The sequence below is a fragment of the Epilithonimonas caeni DSM 17710 genome (assembly GCF_000426465.1).
Classification (GTDB): Bacteria; Bacteroidota; Bacteroidia; order Flavobacteriales; family Weeksellaceae; genus Epilithonimonas; species Epilithonimonas caeni.
Map to the genome: position 1 here is coordinate 340,885 of NZ_AUFK01000009.1, position 19,438 is coordinate 360,322.

Consider the following 19,438-nt stretch of genomic DNA (forward strand, 5'->3'; position numbering starts at 1 on the left):
AGAGCCTCAACCCGACATTGTTACCAATTAACCAGTGATGCTAAGGCTGCCATCCAGAGGCTCTCGAAGTATCTCAATAATTTAATCTATAACTTCATTTTTTCTTCTATTGAAAATCCAGAAGATAATTGGGAAAATCAATAGCGTCAAAACAGTTGCGGTAATCAGCCCGCCAATAATTACAATCGCCAAAGGCTTCTGAGATTCAGAACCGATTCCTGTAGAAAGTGCTGCAGGAAGCAAACCGATTGAAGCCATTAATGCGGTCATCACTACCGGTCTGGTTCTTACTTTTACACCTTCCATTATCGATGTATCCAGAGACAAGCCGTTCTTGACATTCTGATGAAACTCGGAAATCAGAATCACACCATTCTGGATGCAGATTCCAATCAGAGCAATCATTCCGACTCCGGCAGAAATCCCGAAATTCATATGCGTCAGATGAAGCGCGATAATCGCACCAATCAAAGCAAAAGGAACGTTAGCCAAAACCAAAAGTGAATCCTTCATATTCCCAAACAAAATGAACAACAGGAAGAAAATCCCGAGAATACTGATCGGAACCACTTGCGCCAATCTCTTCGTAGCACGTTGCTGATTTTCAAATTGTCCTGTCCATCCGATCGAGTAACCATCCGGCAATTTAATTTTAGCCACTTTCTTCTGGGCATCGGCAATCGTTCCTCCCAAATCTCTGTCTCGTATAGAAAATTTGACACCGATGTAACGTTTGATATCATCTCGGTAAATAAACGCAGCTCCATTCTCTTTCTCAATCGTACTGATTTCCTTTAACGGAATCTTAGCGCCATCCTGCGTCGGAACCATCAGAGAAGCGATGTCTTCTTCATTCTTTCTGTAATCTTCAGCATAACGAAGTCTGATTGGGAATTTTCTTTCACCATCAAACATTTCAGACGCTGTTTTACCACCGAAAGCCATTTCCAGAACCGCTTGGGCATCGGCAGGCAAAACACCATATGCAGCCATTTTGTTTCTGTCAAGAACCACACTTATTTCCGGCTGACCAATATTTTTAATGATTCCAGGTTCTTTTACGCCTTCCACATCTTTGATAGAAGCCAGAACTTCTTCTGCCAATCTATCTAATGTATGAAGGTTATCACCGTAGATCTTGATTCCGTTTTCCGCTTTGAAACCTGCAACGGCTTCTGCCACGTTATCGGAAATCGGTTGAGAATAATTGAAGGTAATTCCTTGATAGTTTTTCAGTTTTTTATCAATCTCTTCCACCAGTTCATCATAAGTGATTTTTCTTTTCCATTCTTCTCTTGGCTTCAGACTCACGGCAAACTGTACGAAACCAAATCCGTTCGGGTCAGTTCCGTCATTACTTCTACCCGTCTGCGCCAAAACACCTGTCACTTCGGAGAAGCTCATAATATCTTTTTTGAGAACGTCAGCCGTTTTCAGAGATTCTTTAAGCGATGAACTCATCGGCATTTCTGCGGTAATCCAAAGCGAACCTTCATTTAACTGAGGTAAGAATTCAGTTCCCAGGAATTTGGCTGAGAATAAAGTAATAGCAAGAATTACAGTTGAAACTAGAAGACTAATCTTTTTATTTCTAAAAGTGAATTTGAAGCCTTTCATCACACTTCTATCCCAAAAGTTCACGAATGGATTGTTCTTTTCTCTTACATTTTTCTTTAATAACAAATGAGACATTACGGGAACTAAAGTCAGAGTAAATATCAATGCTCCTAATAACGCAAATCCTAGTGTAAATGCTAATGGAGAGAACATTTTACCTTCTACTTTCTGGAAAGAAAAGATTGGTAATAGTGACGTAATAATAATCAGCTTTGAGAAGAAAATCGCTTTTCCCAATCCGGTTCCGGTTTGTTTTATCCAACCTGCTTTCGCCATTTTGTTGAAACGTTCCATTCCATATTTGTGAGCCTTGTGGTCGAGCATTACGAATAACCCTTCGACCATTACGACGGCGCCATCTATAATAATTCCAAAATCGACTGCTCCCAATGATAATAGGTTAGCGCTCATTCCTGCCATTCTGAGACAGAAAAATGCAAATAACAGCGATAATGGAATGATGATGGAAACAATCAAAGTGGTTCGCCAGTCTGCCATAAAAATCAAGACAATAACCGTTACCAGAATGATTCCTTCCAACAGGTTGTGCATTACTGTTTTGGTGGTAAAATCCATTAGGTTCTGACGGTCGTAGAAAGTTTTCATCTTCACATCTTTCGGAAGGATCTTGTTGTTCAATTCATCGATTTTGGCTTTTACCGCAAGCAGAACTTCCTGTGCATTCTCACCTTTTCGCATTACCACGATTCCTTCAACCGTGTCTTTTTCATTATCCAATGAAGCCTGACCAACTCTTGGCAAAGAACCTTCGTGAACATCGGCTAGATTCTTAACCAGAATCGGGTTTCCGCCATCACTGTGAACTGTAATATTCTCAATATCTGAAATCGATTTCACCAAACCTATTCCTCGGACTACATAAGCCTGGCCGCTTTTCTCGATAACATCTCCACCAACATTCAGATTACTGTTGGTTACAGCATCCAGAACTTCGGAAGGTGTAAGGTTATATTTGTCTAATTTTCTTGGGTCGATACTCAATTCAAATACTTTATCCTGACCTCCGAAAACGTTGATATCCGCAACACCTGGAACACTTCGTAATGCTCTGTCAACTACCCAAGTCTGTAATGTTAAAAGGTCTCGTGAATCTCTGCCTTTACTTTCGAGTGTGTATCGGAAAATCTCTCCGGTTGGTCCGTAAGGTGGCTGGACTTCGGGGTCAATGCCTTCCGGTAAGCTTACTGTTCTCAGCTGATTGTTAACCATATTTCGGGCGAAGATGTCATCCACACCGTCCTCGAATAAAATCTTGACAATGGAAAGTCCAAACATTGTGGTACTTCGTACGCTTGTCTTCTTCTGAACCGGACTCATTGCCAGTTCGATTGGTGTGGTAACGAAACGTTCTACTTCTTCTGCACTTCGTCCGTTCCATTGGGTGATGATGACAATTTGGGTATTGGTTACATCCGGAAATGCTTCAATCGGCATATTCTTGAAACTGATGAATCCCGAGACCGCCAAAATCGCCACCCAAATGAATGTGAAAGCTTTGTTCTTGAGTGAAAATGCTATGATATTTTTGATGAATTTGTTCATACGTTTTGGTTTTACCTTAGATCGTATCTACGGTTATTGATATTGAACCCTTCGGGTTCTATTTGTATGTTGAATATTTTCCATAGGTTTCACCTACGGCTATTCATATTGAATCCTTCGGATTCTGTTTTTTGTGTCGTTGTCTTTTCCATAGGTTGCGCCTACGGCTACTCAAATTGAATCCTTCGGATTCTTCCGATGAATTTTCAATATTAATTATAAAGATATCTTCAGAGATAAAAACAAAAGATTGTAGGTCTTTTATCTTTTCTCTATCATCTTTAATCTCATTAGTTATTCAAAGAGCGATAAATCAATAATTGATTGTTCGTCACGATACTTTCTCCTTCGGAAAGTCCTTCTGAAACATAAGTTGTCTCCGAGTTTTGTTTCAAAATCTTAAGTTCTTTAACCTTGATATCGGTCTGCGATTTATAAACCACGGCAAAATATCTGTTATCATCAAAAATCACGGCTTTGGAAGGGATTGCCAAGGCTGTTGCATTTTCGGATTTGGAAACTTTTATCGTCGCTTTGCTGTCGGGAATCAGCAATCCCTGCGAATTGTCCAACACTACTCTAGCCTGCATCGCATTGGTATCCGGGTCTATGATTTTGAAAATCTTATCGATTTGTCCGTAAAAAACTTTGTCTGGATATGACAATGTGGATACCTGAGCTTTCATTCCCAACGTAATTTTATCGATGTCTGCTTCGTTGACGTTCATAATGGCCCAAACATTTTTGGTGTTGGCAACATCGAAAATATTCTCGCTTCTGTCGCTTCTCAGTTCCATATCTTTGTTGATGTCCTTGTGAACGATATAACCGTTAATAGGCGAAATAACACTGTAGATATTCCCTTTTTTCACATTATAAACCGTGCTGACGTCATTGGAACGTCGTAAAGCATCTTTTGCTTTTTTGACTTCGCTTTCGGCTTCCAGAACGTCTTTTTCGGTATTCAATTTGCCTGCGTAAAGCTCTTTTGCGACACGAAGGTTGTTCTCTGCGACTATCAAATCGGTTTTGGAATCGCTGACATCTTTCTGAACTTCTGCCAACTCCGTACTTCTAATCGTTGCCAGGACCTGACCTTTGTGAACATAATCTCCCAATTCCACATTCACGCTGAGAACGTTACCGCCAACCAACGGAAAAATGTCGATGTATTTATTTTTATCTGCGGAGATTTTACCGTAAAAGCTGAATTCGTCCTCGATAAATTTCTTTTCAACCTTTGCAAAAGTTGTGCTTTTCAGCATAGTATTGCTCAGTTCAAAACCTTTTGTTTCTTCCGGTTTTACTTCTTCTTGCTTGGAACAAGACAGCAAAAGTGTTGAAAGTATAATTGATGTAATAATTTTTCGCATTAATAAAAGATTTTGGTTTGTACTAATTGGTTCAGGTTTTCTGCAGAAATCATAATCTGCTTTTTCATCTCATAAATCTGTAAAACAGTCTGTTTGTAACTCTCCATAAAATCGGTGAATTCTATCAAGCTTATATTGCCGTTTCGGAAGTTTTTGAGGATTCCGTTATAAACTGTTTCCAAATTTTCCAAATCGGTTTGTTTCAATTCAAAATATTGGTCATATTGGTTTTTCCAGGTTTGATAAGCAGATTCTACCTGAGTTTGGAGATTCAGTTTTTGATATTCTGAGTTTTTCTCGTTTTGCTGAATGGCATATTTTGCTTTTTCAACATTACCTTTATTCACTTTCCAAAGCGGAATTGGAATTCCGATTTTTAAATTAACTTCATTATTGAAAGTACCGGAAGCCTGGTCATATTCGGCTCCCAGATTAAGGTCCGGCGTATTCAGTGATTTTTGCCATTGTGCGTAAAGCTTGCTGTTGTCAATCAGTTTTAATTGATAGAGATAATCTGCATTGTTTGCTAGAGCTTTTTCCTTAAGAATTTCCAAATCTCCGAAAGGCTGTGAAATCAGGATTTCATTTTCTTCCGGCTTTGAGAAATTAGCAATGGTTTTTTCCGAATTTCCAGTCAAAACTTTCATCGTCTGCTGGAATCCAAGAATATTGTTATTGATTTCAATCTTATCATTATTCAGCTGAATCACAATACTTTGAAGTCTCACAAAATCTTTAAGCGAAATATTTCCTTTGTCTGTCTGAACTTTGTACGCTGCCAAAAGTTCATTCATATATTTCAGCTGAGCATCGATGCTAATTTGTTTTTTTTGCTCATAAATCAGATTGTAATAAGTCTCTCGAAGCTGTGAACGAAGGTCAACCAATAATTGGTTAAACTGCAATTGCGAAAGTTCTTTGTTGGATTTTGCAAATTGGATTTCGTTTTTCTTTTTCCCGCCCAGATAAATCAATTGCGTGATTTCCACACCTTTTGCTCGCTCTACATCGAAAACTCTTTTGTCCTGTGGGTTAATTGCATTGACATAACCTTCTATTTGAGGAAGTTCCCAAATCTTTGCCTGAATAATATCGGCATCAGCCATATTGATATTGTATTGTGCGGCGAGAAGCTGGAGGTTGTTTTTTTGAAATGCCAGTTCGCAATCCTGAAGAGACATCTGCTGCTGCCCGGAAAGACAAACAAATGCCGAAACGGATAACACCAGCGTTGTAATTTTGTTCATTCTTATCTCGTTTTGGTTTTGCAAAAATGGCTTACCGAGATTAAAACGGACTTAAATGTGACTTAAAAAAAGCTTAATTGTTGTTTTAGATGATAGAAAATAGACAGATAGATGAAAGATTTTGATAAATTACTCTCTCGCAGATTTAGGAAATTTCGCAGATTTAAAACGCAATATTGTCATTCCGGAAGAATCTCAGCAGTTTAGATTCTGTCAGAATGACAAATATTGTATTTTTATAAACAAATGTTGATTCGAAGCTGAAAGCCGCAGCCCGACTTGAGTGGAGCTCTTTTTTGCATTGGGAAGAGCTTGGCAAAAAAAGCGGGAACGGAAGGCGGAAATAGCTGCCCAAATAAAAATTACTTGTTGAAAATCACTGTGAAAAGATTTTCTTTGTTGGAAAGCGATGTGTAGGAAATTTCTGCTCTATGGTATTCCAGAATACGTTTTACAATGCGTAGACCTAATCCAGAACCTGTTTTATTGTGCGAATTGCTACCACGCATGAAAGCATCGAAGAGTTTTTCTCTTTCCTCAACCGGAATGGTAGTCCCAACGGAAAAGACTTTCACAATAATTCTAAAATCGGTTTCCTTGATAGAAATGTCAACTTCCTGATTATCCGAATATAAAGCCGCATTTTTGAACAAATTAACAAATGTGATCTCCAATAAGGATTTGACGCCTTTTACTGTCAAAATCGAATCTTCAACACTTTCTTCGTCAATCAAGAAATCCATTTTGAAGTCTGGGAAATTACGATGAACAGTCTCAAATGCATCGAAAACTACTTCATCAATTCTTACTTCTTCATAAACACTGGCAATTCCCTCTTTATCGAACTTTGATAATAAAAGCAAGGATTTTGTAAGGTCGGACAACTGGTGGACATCCTGCAACATTTGTTGCAAAGTAGTTTTTGTTTTTGGAGAATGACTCTCCAACTGAATCAAATTTTCCAACTGGAAAGCCATTCTCGTCAAAGGCGTTCTAATCTCATGTGCCGCACTGGAATTGAAATCTTTCTGTGACTGAAAAACATCGTCCAATCGACTGGTCATCAGATTAAATGATTTTGCCAAAACGCCAATTTCATCATTAGAATTTTTAACAACAACAGGCGAAGTAAGCTTGTGAACACTGATATCCGAGATTTCTTGTTTGAGAATTTCCAATGGTTCAAGGAATTTTGAAACCAAATAATAACTGAAAAACCAAATCAATATAATACTTACGAAATATGAAAAAATCAAAGTGTATTTTAAAAAGTCGAGTTTTGACTGACCTGTAATATCCTGAGCACTAGTCAAAATGTAATAATTTTCGCCCTTTATGTTCCGAAGTGCGGCGTAAATTTCCGGAACCGAATATTCATTATAGATTGTTTTTTCTTTATCCAGTCTTTCTAAAAGATTTTCGTCCCAAGTTATTTTTTTGTCTTTCAGCGTGCTGTAAACTAAATTTTTCTCGTTTCCGAAAATCATGATATTCTCATTAAGAAGGACATCATCCGAATTTTCGTCGAAAAAAATGGGCGCTTCTTTTTCAAAATCTTTTGATTTCTCGATAAAATTGACCGTAAAAACCAGACGTTTCTGAAATCTTTCCTTGAACTCATCTCTCCGGAAATCATTAAACGAAACATACACAATGAACATCATAATCCCAAAAATAAGGGAAAATGCGATGCTTAAACTGAGCGCTATTTTACGTTTTAATGACATAAACTAATGATAAATGATGAGTGATAAATTATATAATTGATTTTGATGCAACTCTCAAACTCTTACAGTGGACTAAGGTAATATCCGAAACCAGGTCTTGTGTGGATAAGTTTTGTTTTGAAATTTTTATCGATTTTTTTTCTCAGAAAGTTGATGTAAACTTCAATGGCATTGTTTGTAGATTGGAATTGGTTTTTCCAGACTTCGTCAGAAATATATTGTTTGGAAAGCGTTCTTCCATTTGCTCTTGCCAATAAAACCAACAATTGAAATTCTTTCACGGTCAAATTGATTTCTTCTCCGGAACGGAAAACCTTGCTGTCTTCCGGGTAAATAATCAGATCTTCGATAACGATTTTTTCCTTTTCTTCCGTTTTCGGGGTCAGTCTTCTCATTTGAGAATTAATTCTGAGTAGCAATTCTTCCAACAAAAATGGTTTTACCAAATAGTCATCAGCAGCTCTCAGAAAAGCTTCTTTTTTCTCCTCGATTCCGTCATAGGCCGAAATAATGATGATTGGTGTTTCGGAATTGCTCTCGCGAATAGTTTTACAAATTTCCAATCCGTTGATTTTCGGAACATTGATATCCAAAAGAAAAATATCATAATGCTTCTTTGAGAATACATCTAAAAATATTTCTCCGTCTTCTGCCTTATCTGTTTTGATAGACCTGGATTCCAAAAAAAGTGCAATTTCCGATGACAGAACAGAATCGTCCTCTAAAAGTAATGCCTGCATTATGTGATGATTTATTTTACAAATATGGGGAAAAGTAATTAAGTAATTTTTTTGCCTTTAATTTATAATTATATTTGAGGAAAATCGATAATTTCTGATTAAATCCCAAATTAACATGGAAAAACACGAGTTAGATGATTCAATTTATAAAAAAATATTAATGTCGGCAGAATTATTCTTGAAAAAAGAAACTGACAGGAGTGTCTTTATTGCAGATGCTCTTGATTGGCTGAATGACATAATGGAAAATGAAGACTTAAATAGAGTGACCGACATACACATTTATGAGGAAGGTTTTAGCCAAAATGATAAAGATTTAAAAAACACAATTTTACATATGATCACATCAATCATTGCAGATAAGTATTCTGATGATAATTTGCTGTATTTGGAAGAAATTATTTTGTTTGAGGACAATTTTAAAAGTGACCTCAGTTTTGATTATTATTTAAAAATAGGTAGATATCATACAAAATTTTTAAATCGTATTTTGACTTTTACTGAAAATAATATTAATAGTTTCACAAAAAATAAACTCAACGCAACTGCTTTTTATATGATGAAGGTCTATGGAATGAGTTCAAGAAATAAGAAATTATTCAATACTTCAAATACACTTCACCAAGAAAAATATCCGTCAGCTAAAAATCAAAACACATCCGAAACCACTCAAGAAATAATACAAAAGCCAAAACAATGGTGGAAGTTCTGGTAATTTTCAAATATAATTTAGTAAGCTTTCCATATTGTAGAAATCATAAACCCTTCAAAAATTTTGAAGGGTTTATATGTTTTAAGCAGAGTTCCTACTAGCATTGATATTTCCAAATAAAGATCGCATTACGAGTTTTTCATAACTCTCTCTGTTACCTTCTTCTTTCTGTATTTTTATCAGCGCATATTGCTGGATACTCAATAGTGGAAGTACGATCTTCTCACGGATCCTGATGGATTTTCTATTAATAGGTTCTTCTTGCATCAGGATATTATACCCGGTCAGCTCCAGCATCATAGCTTTGGATAATTCAAATTCGGAGAAGAGAATGTTCCAGAATTCTCCAAATTTCTCGTTGTTCCTCATATAATAAGTCAGTGGAAAGTAGGTCTTATTCATACTCATCATCGAGTTGAGAACTAAAGTTTTAAAAAAATCCGAACCTTTGTAAAGTTCTTTGATCTCATCAAATCTTCCGGCATCCTTCAAGTCCTTCAAAGCTGATCCGAAGCCGAAGAAACCAGGGACGTTCTGCCTCAATTGTGCCCAAGACCCAACAAATGGAATAGCTCTCAGATCTTCAAATTTCAGTTCAGAACCTGCACCTCTTTTGCTTGGCCGGCTTCCAATATTTGCCCTTCCATAATATTCTAAAGTACTCATTTCCTGAAGATATGGAACAAACATTGGATGTGCCTTCAGATCAGAATATTTTCTGTAACTGATGTCCGCTAATTCAGTGATCAACACTCTTTCTTCCTCATTAAGTTCTTTTTTTGAACTTTTGAATGCGTCATTTTCGATACCTGCTGTCAGCAGCTGTTCAAAATTGAATTTAGCCTGGTCTTTATTTCCAAATACACTGGTAATGGTCTGACCTTGTATAGTCAATTCGATTTTGTTATTGGCAATGGTTTTACCCTGAGAAGCGTAAAAATCATGCGTTTTTCCACCACCTCTTGCCGGAGGTCCACCTCTGCCATCAAAGAAAATAACTTTGATATCATTGTCTTCCGAGACCTTTGTCAGCTTTTCTTTGGAGGTATAGATCTGCCAGTTGGCTTTCAGATAGCCGCCATCTTTAGTCCCGTCTGAGAATCCAAGCATGATCACTTGTTTTCTGTTACGTCTATTCAGATGTTTCTGATAAATTTTATCATTGTACAAAGTCTGCATGACTTGCTCAGACTTATCAAGGCCTTCCATTGTTTCAAAAAGCGGGACAATATCGATATTGATGTCTTCTTCAGAATAACCGCATAATCTCATCATTACATAAACGTTCATTACGTCTTTCACCTCGTCGGAATTTGAAATGATGTAACGGTGCAAACCTCGTTCGCCATTATTTTTCTGGATCAATTTGATATTGTAAATACTCTTAAGAGTTTCCTTGGTCATATCATCTTCAAAATCATCAGGATCCAAAACAACACCCGAATCCAATAACAGTTGAATTTTCTCATCGTTTGTTTTTGAATCTATATCTTCATCAATAACTTTCTTATAGATATCATTGATCACATTCTGATGAATCCTGCTATCCTGACGAATATCCAAGGTTGCAAAATGGGTCCCGAATATCCTGACACGATCTCTGAAATCATCCAAAACATCTAGAAAAAGCCCATTGTGCTCTTCTACAAGAATCTTTTCGGCCTTATTAAGTTCAATAATGATCTCCTCTGCTGAGACTTTTACACCTTCCTGGAAAATAGCATCATAGATTCTCTGGCTTATAGCTTTCAAAATATCTGAAACACCTCGGAAGCTCAATCTTCTTCGTACAATTTTCAAATGTCCATAATAATCTTTCAGAATCGAAATCCTCAATTCTTCGGCAACCTTCAAAGTAATGTCAGATGTTACAAAAGGATTACCATCTCTGTCTCCTCCCGGCCAAAATCCTAACTGAATTATATCTGGATTTGGCGTAAAATTAGACGTTCCAAAAGTCTGTTTTATTTTCTTATATAATTCTCCAATACTTTGATAATAAACATATCTCAGATAATAGATAATGCTCATCGCTTCATCCAAAGGGGTTGGTTTCTCCTTATTTACAAAAGGGGTTTTTCCCAACTGCTGAAGCAAAGTATCAATTTGAGTTACTGAGTCATTAATGATCGCATCTCTCAAATCGTGGATGATTCTCTGGACAGCATTCGGATAGAACTGGGTTGGGTGAGCCGTAAAAACGATCTTGATCGCAAAATCATCCATTTTCTTTCTGATCGCAGCCAAATGATGTTCCTGATTTGCACGGTCATAAAGATTGAGGATCGTTCCCGGATCACTTTCCGAATGTAGCTTTTGGAAAGCGGCATCTTCTATACTATCAAACAATACGACCTGTCTTTCTATGTACTGAATGATCTTGAAAAGTAATTCCAATTTTTGATCTTCGGTCTTCAGCTCTGTATGTTTCTGAAAAAATTCTTCTACAATTTCTTCAGGGGACTTGCCTTGTTGATAACCTTCTTTACTTTCTTCTGCAAGAAAGGGAAGCAACATCCCGATATTTGTCATTTTATCATATGGCAAACTCATAAAGAGTGAATTGTAGATCTGAAACTTATTTTCTACAATCTGCCGGAATTTTTCAATTTTCTGATCGTTTAGCATTTAACAAATGTAAGAGATAAACTTAGAATCTCAATATCCACAAATGTTATTTTATCTTAAATTTTCAACTCTAAGCATTTTCTAAAATTTCAATAATTTCTATACCATATCTTTTGATCTTTGATTCTCCCAAACCACTTATTTGTTCCAAATCTCGCAAATTATATGGTTTGAACTTCGCAATAGACATCAAGTGCGTGTTGTGAAAAATAATGTAAGGAGGTTGATTAAGTTCTTTAGACTTTTCGAATCTCCAATCTTTTAGTTTATTATAAATGATTTTCTCTTCTTCGGAAAGTTCTTCTTCTGAGTTCACACTGACTTTACTAGAATTGGTCTGTTTTGACTTTTCTTGATAATAGACTAAAACGGACCAATAATTTATTTCATCCTGAACTAATTTTGAATTCAAATTCACTACATCGTATCTGGAAAGAAAATCATTGACGAGAGTTTCATCTTTAGTTTGAAATCCCTCGGAAATCCTTACCTTCAAAGCTTTAACTTTCATAATGATATTTTGGAAATAAAAACCTTGACAAACCTTAGAAGCTTGCCAAGGTTTAACAATTATTTTGAACCTAGAAGAATTAATTCATCAATTCTAATCTCTGTTACAAATCGTTTTATCCCATCTTTGTCATCATAGGATTTGTAGGTCAATTTTCCTTCGATGGCAATTTCTTTTCCTTTCGGAACATATTTTTCGAGAATATCGACAGTTTTCCCAAAGGCGACTAAATTGTGCCATTGTGTTTCTTCTACCCTTTCGCCCGCAGAATTTGTATAAAAATCGTTGGTTGCGAGCGTAACATTCGCTTTTTTGTTACCATTTTCGAAATTGAAGACCTCAACATCTTTCCCTGTGTGGCCGATAAGCATCACTTTGTTTCTTAAAGACATAATATTAAATTTTTAAATTAGATTTTTTAAAAGCAGGACGTATCGTCTGTTTCCTGATTTTCTTGTTGCAAATTTTCATCAAAAGGAAAAATTGATTCGGTTAAAAAGCATTTATATCCGTTTGTAATCATTTGTAAATGAATATAATTTATCTATCTTTATAAAAAAACCAAACACACAAATGGAAACTCCAACATGCCCGGAATGTGGCGACAAAATAATCGGCAGATCGGATAAGAAATTCTGTTCCGATGCCTGTCGCAATGCTTATAACAATAAGCAAAACAAAACTTCTACAAACTATATGCGGAACATCAACAACAAGCTCCGCAAAAACTATCGCATACTTTCTGAATATAATTTTGAAGGAAAAACAAAAGTCAATCGTCTTAAGTTACTAAGTGCCGGTTTCGATTTTGAGTATATCACACAGATCGTAACGTACAAAAACGGTTCACAATACTTTTTCGTTTATGAACAAGGTTACAAGATCCTTGATAACGAATGGTTACTATTAGTAAAAAAAACGACTGAATAAATTATGATCATTACATTTCTCATCCTGCTTTTGGCTTCAGCAATCTATCTTTATAACCTTCCTGTATTCGGAGGGAAGGCCGAAGGAAAACGCCTTGTAAGAATGAAACAATCATCTAATTACAGAGATGGTGCTTTTCAAAACCTGAGTTTTACACCACCTTTGGCGGAAGGTTACACAATGAGAAAAGTGATGTGGGAATTCCTAACCGATAAAACCGCAAACAAAAAACCAGACTTTCTCCTGCCAACTAAAAAACAGAATCTGAAGGAGCAGCCAATCTCAGACAATTTCCTGGTTTGGATGGGACACTCCTCTTATTATTTTCAGCTGGATGGAAAACGATTTTTGGTTGATCCGGTCTTCAGTGGAAATGCGTCACCAATCCCCGGAACTACCAAAGCTTTTACAGGAACGGATATCTATTCTTCAGAAGACTTCCCGGAGATTGATTTTCTTATTATTTCCCACGACCATTACGACCATCTTGATTATAAGACCATTAAAAGTTTAAAGTCAAAAATTGATAAAGTGATCTGTGGTCTGGGTGTTGGTTCTCATTTTGAAAAATGGAATTTTGATGAAGATCAGATCATTGAGCTCGATTGGTATGAGGATGCAGAAATAACTGAAAATTTCAAAATTACTTCTACTCCGGCACGCCATTTTTCCGGACGAATGTTCAAAAGAAACAATACACTCTGGTCATCTTATGTTTTGGAAACTCCGACTAAAAAAATCTTTGTGGGTGGTGATAGCGGCTATGATTTTCATTTTAAAGAAATCGGGGAAAAGTTCGGACCTTTTGACTGGGCTATTTTGGAAAACGGACAATACAATGAAAAATGGCAATACATCCACACTTTACCACATGAATTCGTAAAAGTTGCAGAAGAACTGAATGCTAAAAATGTCTTGCCCGTACATTCAGGGAAATTCGCTTTAGCTCAACATTCATGGAATGAACCTTTACAAAAATTATCAGAAAATTCTAAAGATAAAAACTTCAGAATATTCACACCTTTAATTGGTGAAAAACTTGAGTTCGATAATGATTCTCAAAGTTTTTCTGAGTGGTGGAAATCTTAATTTTTTATATAAATTTTACCGACAATCAAAACATTACTTATTTGGAAAATAAATTTTAAATTTCAAAGTGCAAAAAAAGCCGAATATTTTCATTCGGCTTCTTTAATTTTTTATTATTTCAAATATTACTACACTGCGTCTTTACTTTCATCCTCTTTATCCGGAAACATTATAGAGATGACAACTGATAAGATCAAGATGCCACCAACAATTCCCAATGAAACAGGAGACGAAATATGATACCAAGGCGAGATCAACATTTTAACTCCAATGAAACTCAAGATAACAGCCAATCCGTAGGGTAATTTGCTGAACATGTAAATGAAATTGGATAGCAGGAAATACAAAGACCTAAGCCCTAAAATTGCAAAAATGTTAGATGTGTAAAGGATAAATGGATCTTTCGAGATCGCAAATATCGCTGGAATAGAATCTACTGCAAACAATACATCCGTAAACTCAATTACTGCAACTACAACCAAAAGAGGCGTTGCCATTTTTATTCCGTTTTGTACAGTGAAAAACTTGTCGCCATCATAATTATCAGAAACTTTCCAGAAACTTTTGATCAATTTTGCCCCGGCACTTTCACTGTAATCTTGCTCATCATCATCATCTCCTCCACCCCAGGATTTGATTCCCGCATAGATCAGGAACAGTCCGAAAAGTGTCATTACCACATTGATCTTTACTGGATGACCAAAAACATCCATTTCTGGCAGGTAGGTCAAATCAATAAGCTCAACACCTGCAAAAATGAAAATAGCTCTGAAAATCAATGCACCAATAATTCCCCAAAACAAAACCTTATGATGAAGATGTCTTGGAACTTTGAAAAATCCAAACACCAAAATAAATACAAAGAGATTATCAACTGATAACGCTTTTTCTATCCAATAGGCGGCCTGGAACTGGGTGAACTTTTCTATTGCCAAAGCATGTCCGCCCGCATCCTGATTGAATACCCAATAAACGACAACTGAAAAGACCATTGATAAAGAGATCCAGACAATAGTCCAGATCGTAGCCTCTTTGGAAGACACCTCGTGCGCCTTTTTGTTAAAAATCCCAAGGTCTAATAATAACATCACCACCACAACGATAGCGAAACCTATTATAAGACCAGGATGCAAATCGATAATACTCTTATCCATAACTATTTTTATTTTTTTACGTTTTACATCTATCAGCTCTTATCAAAATAATAAAAGAGCTATAATTGTGTAAACGTTTTGCAGATCAGCTCTATTATTTAATTTTTATAAATAATTCTGTTTCACGGTCTCTACAGTTTCTTGTAGTTTTCTGTCACGAGTAGGTTCTCCCACTGCATTGAATTTCCACTCGCCATTTTTTTTGTAGAATACGCCCATTACCATGGCAACATGTCCGGAAAAATTGTCACCTTTAGCAATATTATATGTAGCAAAAACTTCCGTCACACGTGTAGGAGTTCCCTCATAGATCCGGATAGAAGCAAATGGAATGGTCTTGAAATCCTGACCTTTATAACTATTAAGGACAAATGCCACATAATTCACATTTGGACTTAATTTTGAAAAGTCTAGTGTGATCACCTCGTTATCAAGACCATCATCTCCGGACATATCTCCGGTAAGGTCATCCCCACTATGTCTCACAGATCCATCTTTGGATTTTAGCTGCCCGAAATACACAACGTCCAACACATTTTTAGCCTCATCATACAAAGCGCAGCTTGCATCCAGGTCTACAGCTTCTTTTGTAATGCTTCCCAACCAGCTTTTTTTCTCGATTGCACCCCAGTTAACACCCACACATATATTTTGTAATGTAGATCCATTGTCTTTCTGAAGGTTTATCCTTTGTCCTTTTTGTAAATTAATTGCCATGTTATTGTAATTTGTTATTTAAATTTAAGTTAAGCATAGAATTGAGGATGTTCATTTCCTCATCTACATTGATCACCTGATCAATGACCTTTTGGTTATCCAAGGTCTCCTTGTATCGTTTTAATAATAGTAAAATATCTTCCGGAAGGTCGGTTTTGATAGTTTCTGATTTTGTTTTCAATTCGGCATTACGATTCTTCAGCTCGTTTATTATACTTTTTTTCGAGCAAGTGTTGGCGGATCTATCCAGAAGCAAGGCGATATCATCTGCCAAGAAATAAAACTCATTGGTTTGTAAATTCCAGATAAAATCTTCCTCGTTATCAGATATTTTATACAATTCAAAAACTTGATCTTCGATATTATATCCACAGACAAATCTGACCTTGAAATTCCCGGCATTCAGTTTTCCTAATAACTTTCTTTCTATTTTTATATTGTTATATTCATAATATCTGGTATCCGAAAAACTCATCAGGTATTCTCTTTTAGCCGTTTTCCTATAATAATCGATTGAATAGTTATTCGATAGGCTTTTGATTTTAGTAAAATCCATTTCTTTTTTATTGTCCGTCAAATTATCATACAATGCCCGTAAGAATCCTGACATGAGAGCATTCTGATATTTCCTGTCGATGTCGAAGTTTTTTTCACCACTTTTTTGAGATACATATTTATCAATATATTCTTCATTAGTATCCATCTCTTTATAGATTGCAAGGATATTGGCCTCTTTTTGTTTTTTGATTTTTTCTAAAAGGACGATCAGCGTATCAGTATATTGCAAATGAAACAATTCCAATTTATTGATATCAAGTCCGTTAAGGGAGTCAGCATCAAAATAAGATTGAATAAGTTCTGTCCTAATGATGATGTTGATGATCTCTACCTTATCAAAAAACTTGCTCAGAAGCTTTAGTTTCTGTAATCTTTTTTTACTTTTTTTTAATATCTCTTTATTGTGGTCCAATTTCTAATTTAAGAATTTTGAATTTGTTTTTTCAAAGTATCTTCAAGGTTTTTCAACTCAATATCTAACTGTTGTCTGGACTGCGCTCCTTGTTGTTGGATCTGTTTCACTTCATTCAAAGTGCTGATCAAGGAACTTGTCGTATCACGAAGTGTGTCTATCGAAACAATGGTCTGTTCATTGGCACGGGCAACATCTATCGTATTTTGCTGCAATCTCTGTGCATTTTTTCTAAGGATTTCTTCCGTAGTAGACGACACTTTTTTCTGGACATCGATATTCTGTTGCTGGCGGTGCATTGCAACTGCCAAGGTCAATTGGTTTTTCCAAACCGGAAGTGTGGTTGTCAAAATAGTTTGCGCTTTTTCAGCTATAGAAACATTGTTGTTCTGAATCAATCTGATTTGAGGCAACGACTGCAATATAATAAAACGAACGACTTTCAGATCGGCCAATCTTCTGTCTAATCTTGCAATAAAATCTCTTTTGTCAGCAATCTGATAATCCTGATAATTGGCCGCATTGATCTCCATCAAAGCCAATTCCTCACTGGATTTCTGCATTCTGAGGCTTCCTGCAATGATATAGTCCTCGATTTTTTTTACAGACTCTATATTGCTTGTGAAAATCGTTTGCAAAACAGCATTATCCTTTGTGGAATTGATAATACCTGCATTCACTTTGTTAGAAATATCAGATATATTATTGACGATCTTATCATATTTTACAAACAAAGTTTCTACAGAGGTCACCATTTTCTTGAAGAACGGGATCTTCTTAAGGAACTTTTTCACAGAGTTTCCTTCCAGTTCATCAACATCGACATAGTTAAGCTCTACCAAAAGTTTATTGATAAGTTCACCTACTTCGCCAGAATTTGATTTTCTGACATTATTCAGAAAAGAATCGCTTTGATTAGCTAAAGAATTCTGCAATTCCGATCCAAAATTGATGATCGAATTCGGATTCTGTTCATCTATTGAGCCAGAAAGGCTATCATATTTCTGAACATCAACAGTCTGGAGCTGAGCCAGATCTACGTTGCCATTTTTGTCAATGACAGTATTGGTAACTTGAGGTAAATCCATTTCCATTATTGATATAAACTTAAATATTTGGCCAAACCTTCTCTTTGTCCGTTTCCTACCGCTTCGAATTTCCATTCTCCGTTTCTCTCATAGATCCTACCGAATTCCACTGCTGTTTCTATGGAGAAATCCTCGTCCAGTTCGTATTTCAAGATCTCTTCATTCGTTTCTGTATTGAAGATCCTGATGAATGAATTCCTTACCTGTCCGAAATTTTGATTTCTGGTATCAGCCTCATGGATGGTTACCACTACGATGATCTCCTTGACCCTGGAATCTATTCCCGTAAGGTCTATTTTGATCTGCTCATCATCGCCGTCGCCATCTCCTGTCAAATTATCTCCCGTATGTGTTACCGCTTTGTCCGGCGTTTGAAGATTGTTGTAAAAAACAAAAAATTCATCAGCTATCAATTTCTTATTCTCTCCCAATACAAAAACTGAAGCATCCAGATCAAAAGCGCCTCCCGTAGAAGAATTATTAGCATCCCAACCTAGACCGATTGTGAATTTTGGAGCGTTAATGTTTTGTCTTTGTCCTTTTTGTAAGTTAATTGCCATTGTACTTTATCTTTTAATTTAATAATATTTTTTTGATACTCTTCCACTTGATGATAATTGTTGCTTATCGCCCAGTGTAACATTTCTTCACGTCTTTGCCCGGAAATATTCTGATAGATCTGCTCAAAATCAGAATCTTCCATCAATAATATGAACTTGGTGATCCTTGTATTGAATCGGAAATGTTCACTATTCATCACTTCTATCAGGTCTTGTGTGGTCTTGATCCTGTAATAGTTGTAATGGTTTTCAATTTTTGGATGAATATCATTATTCATCAATTCTGCGAAATAGACAAAAATGAATTCCCCATTCACATTATATTCTTTCAAAATTCTATCTACAGTTTTCTCATGGCTTCCCGTGATCTTTATATCGTCTATAAAAATACAGAATTTCCCGTCAACAAAGCTTTTATCAATATAATAAGTATCATTGGAAATCAGTGTGATCCTTTCTTCGAAGCTCATATTCCCATAATCCTGGACATAAGTCTGTTGTCTGTGTATCTTTCCTTCTATGCAACCTGCCCTATTATTTTCAAATAAAAAATAATTAAGATGTTCTTTGAAATAGGAACATAGAAAATTAGATGCGGTAGGGATAGAATTGTAAGGGCTCGGAAAAAGGATGATCTCATTCTGGGCCAAGATCTCTTGTCCAAATTCCTTAATAAACCCGTCAAATAATTCTGTCGCAAATGACTTCGCATAATAAGTGTCCCCAAATTTGAACCGGCTGTATCCTGCTTCATCAAAAGGACAATCAAACTCATTTTCTATTTTGTGTAAACTAAATCTCTTATTCATGTT

The 19,438-nt window shown here is 36.1% G+C and carries 17 protein-coding genes; 3 read left to right on the plus strand and 14 right to left on the minus strand.

The window, feature by feature from the left end:
* Positions 1 to 81: 81 nt before the first annotated feature.
* The 5 genes from K319_RS0102900 to K319_RS0102920 form a co-directional block, all read right to left on the minus strand.
* Complete coding sequence (locus K319_RS0102900; RefSeq protein ID WP_027382254.1) at positions 82 to 3,180, minus strand: efflux RND transporter permease subunit; 3,099 nt, start codon at positions 3,178 to 3,180, stop codon at positions 82 to 84.
* 290 nt (positions 3,181 to 3,470) lie between these two features.
* The gene (locus tag K319_RS0102905; protein ID WP_027382255.1) at positions 3,471 to 4,553 is read right to left on the minus strand and encodes an efflux RND transporter periplasmic adaptor subunit; all 1,083 of its coding nucleotides are present in this window, start codon (positions 4,551 to 4,553) and stop codon (positions 3,471 to 3,473) included.
* A complete protein-coding gene (locus K319_RS0102910; protein ID WP_027382256.1) occupies positions 4,553 to 5,800 on the minus strand; it encodes a TolC family protein in 1,248 nt (415 codons plus the stop codon). The genes K319_RS0102905 and K319_RS0102910 overlap by 1 nt, the downstream gene beginning before the upstream one ends.
* Positions 5,801 to 6,162: 362 nt before the next feature.
* Positions 6,163 to 7,527: an ATP-binding protein gene (locus K319_RS0102915; RefSeq protein ID WP_027382257.1), complete on the minus strand. Its 1,365-nt coding sequence runs from the start codon at positions 7,525 to 7,527 to the stop codon at positions 6,163 to 6,165.
* A gap of 62 nt (positions 7,528 to 7,589) precedes the next feature.
* Complete coding sequence (locus K319_RS0102920; RefSeq protein WP_027382258.1) at positions 7,590 to 8,267, minus strand: response regulator transcription factor; 678 nt, start codon at positions 8,265 to 8,267, stop codon at positions 7,590 to 7,592.
* 115 nt (positions 8,268 to 8,382) lie between these two features.
* Between K319_RS0102920 and K319_RS0102925 the strand changes: the two genes are divergently transcribed.
* On the plus strand, positions 8,383 to 8,982 hold the full coding sequence (locus K319_RS0102925) for a hypothetical protein (protein WP_027382259.1): 600 nt from the start codon (positions 8,383 to 8,385) through the stop codon (positions 8,980 to 8,982).
* Positions 8,983 to 9,060: 78 nt separating this feature from the next.
* On the opposite strand, the gene K319_RS0102930 is transcribed toward K319_RS0102925, so the two are convergent.
* From K319_RS0102930 to K319_RS0102940, 3 genes are all read right to left on the minus strand, one after another.
* A complete protein-coding gene (locus tag K319_RS0102930) occupies positions 9,061 to 11,607 on the minus strand; it encodes a phosphoenolpyruvate carboxylase (protein WP_027382260.1) in 2,547 nt (848 codons plus the stop codon).
* A gap of 70 nt (positions 11,608 to 11,677) precedes the next feature.
* Entirely contained in the window at positions 11,678 to 12,118 is a 441-nt protein-coding gene (locus K319_RS0102935) for an HRDC domain-containing protein (protein ID WP_027382261.1), read from the minus strand.
* A 59-nt stretch (positions 12,119 to 12,177) separates the two neighbouring features.
* Entirely contained in the window at positions 12,178 to 12,510 is a 333-nt protein-coding gene (locus K319_RS0102940) for a single-stranded DNA-binding protein (protein WP_027382262.1), read from the minus strand.
* A 181-nt stretch (positions 12,511 to 12,691) separates the two neighbouring features.
* On the opposite strand from K319_RS0102940, the gene K319_RS21475 reads away from it, so the two are divergent.
* The gene (locus K319_RS21475) at positions 12,692 to 13,048 is read left to right on the plus strand and encodes a DUF2116 family Zn-ribbon domain-containing protein (protein ID WP_027382263.1); all 357 of its coding nucleotides are present in this window, start codon (positions 12,692 to 12,694) and stop codon (positions 13,046 to 13,048) included.
* Between the two features lie 3 nt (positions 13,049 to 13,051).
* Positions 13,052 to 14,137, plus strand: a complete 1,086-nt coding sequence (locus tag K319_RS0102955) for an MBL fold metallo-hydrolase (RefSeq protein ID WP_034671285.1) — start codon at positions 13,052 to 13,054, stop codon at positions 14,135 to 14,137.
* 128 nt (positions 14,138 to 14,265) lie between these two features.
* On the opposite strand, the gene K319_RS0102960 is transcribed toward K319_RS0102955, so the two are convergent.
* From K319_RS0102960 to K319_RS0102985, 6 genes are all read right to left on the minus strand, one after another.
* Positions 14,266 to 15,291 carry a TerC/Alx family metal homeostasis membrane protein gene (locus K319_RS0102960; RefSeq protein ID WP_027382265.1) on the minus strand — a complete coding sequence of 342 codons (1,026 nt, stop codon included), beginning with the start codon at positions 15,289 to 15,291 and terminating at the stop codon, positions 14,266 to 14,268.
* Positions 15,292 to 15,396: 105 nt separating this feature from the next.
* Positions 15,397 to 16,008, minus strand: coding sequence for a TerD family protein (locus K319_RS0102965; protein ID WP_027382266.1), 612 nt, complete (start codon positions 16,006 to 16,008; stop codon positions 15,397 to 15,399).
* 1 nt (position 16,009) lies between these two features.
* Positions 16,010 to 16,978: a hypothetical protein gene (locus K319_RS0102970; protein WP_027382267.1), complete on the minus strand. Its 969-nt coding sequence runs from the start codon at positions 16,976 to 16,978 to the stop codon at positions 16,010 to 16,012.
* An 8-nt stretch (positions 16,979 to 16,986) separates the two neighbouring features.
* The gene (locus tag K319_RS0102975; protein ID WP_394330684.1) at positions 16,987 to 18,066 is read right to left on the minus strand and encodes a toxic anion resistance protein; all 1,080 of its coding nucleotides are present in this window, start codon (positions 18,064 to 18,066) and stop codon (positions 16,987 to 16,989) included.
* Between the two features lie 5 nt (positions 18,067 to 18,071).
* Positions 18,072 to 18,626, minus strand: a complete 555-nt coding sequence (locus K319_RS0102980; RefSeq protein ID WP_027382269.1) for a TerD family protein — start codon at positions 18,624 to 18,626, stop codon at positions 18,072 to 18,074.
* Positions 18,560 to 19,435 carry a phosphoribosyltransferase family protein gene (locus tag K319_RS0102985; protein ID WP_027382270.1) on the minus strand — a complete coding sequence of 292 codons (876 nt, stop codon included), beginning with the start codon at positions 19,433 to 19,435 and terminating at the stop codon, positions 18,560 to 18,562. The genes K319_RS0102980 and K319_RS0102985 overlap by 67 nt, the downstream gene beginning before the upstream one ends.
* Positions 19,436 to 19,438: the final 3 nt, after the last annotated feature.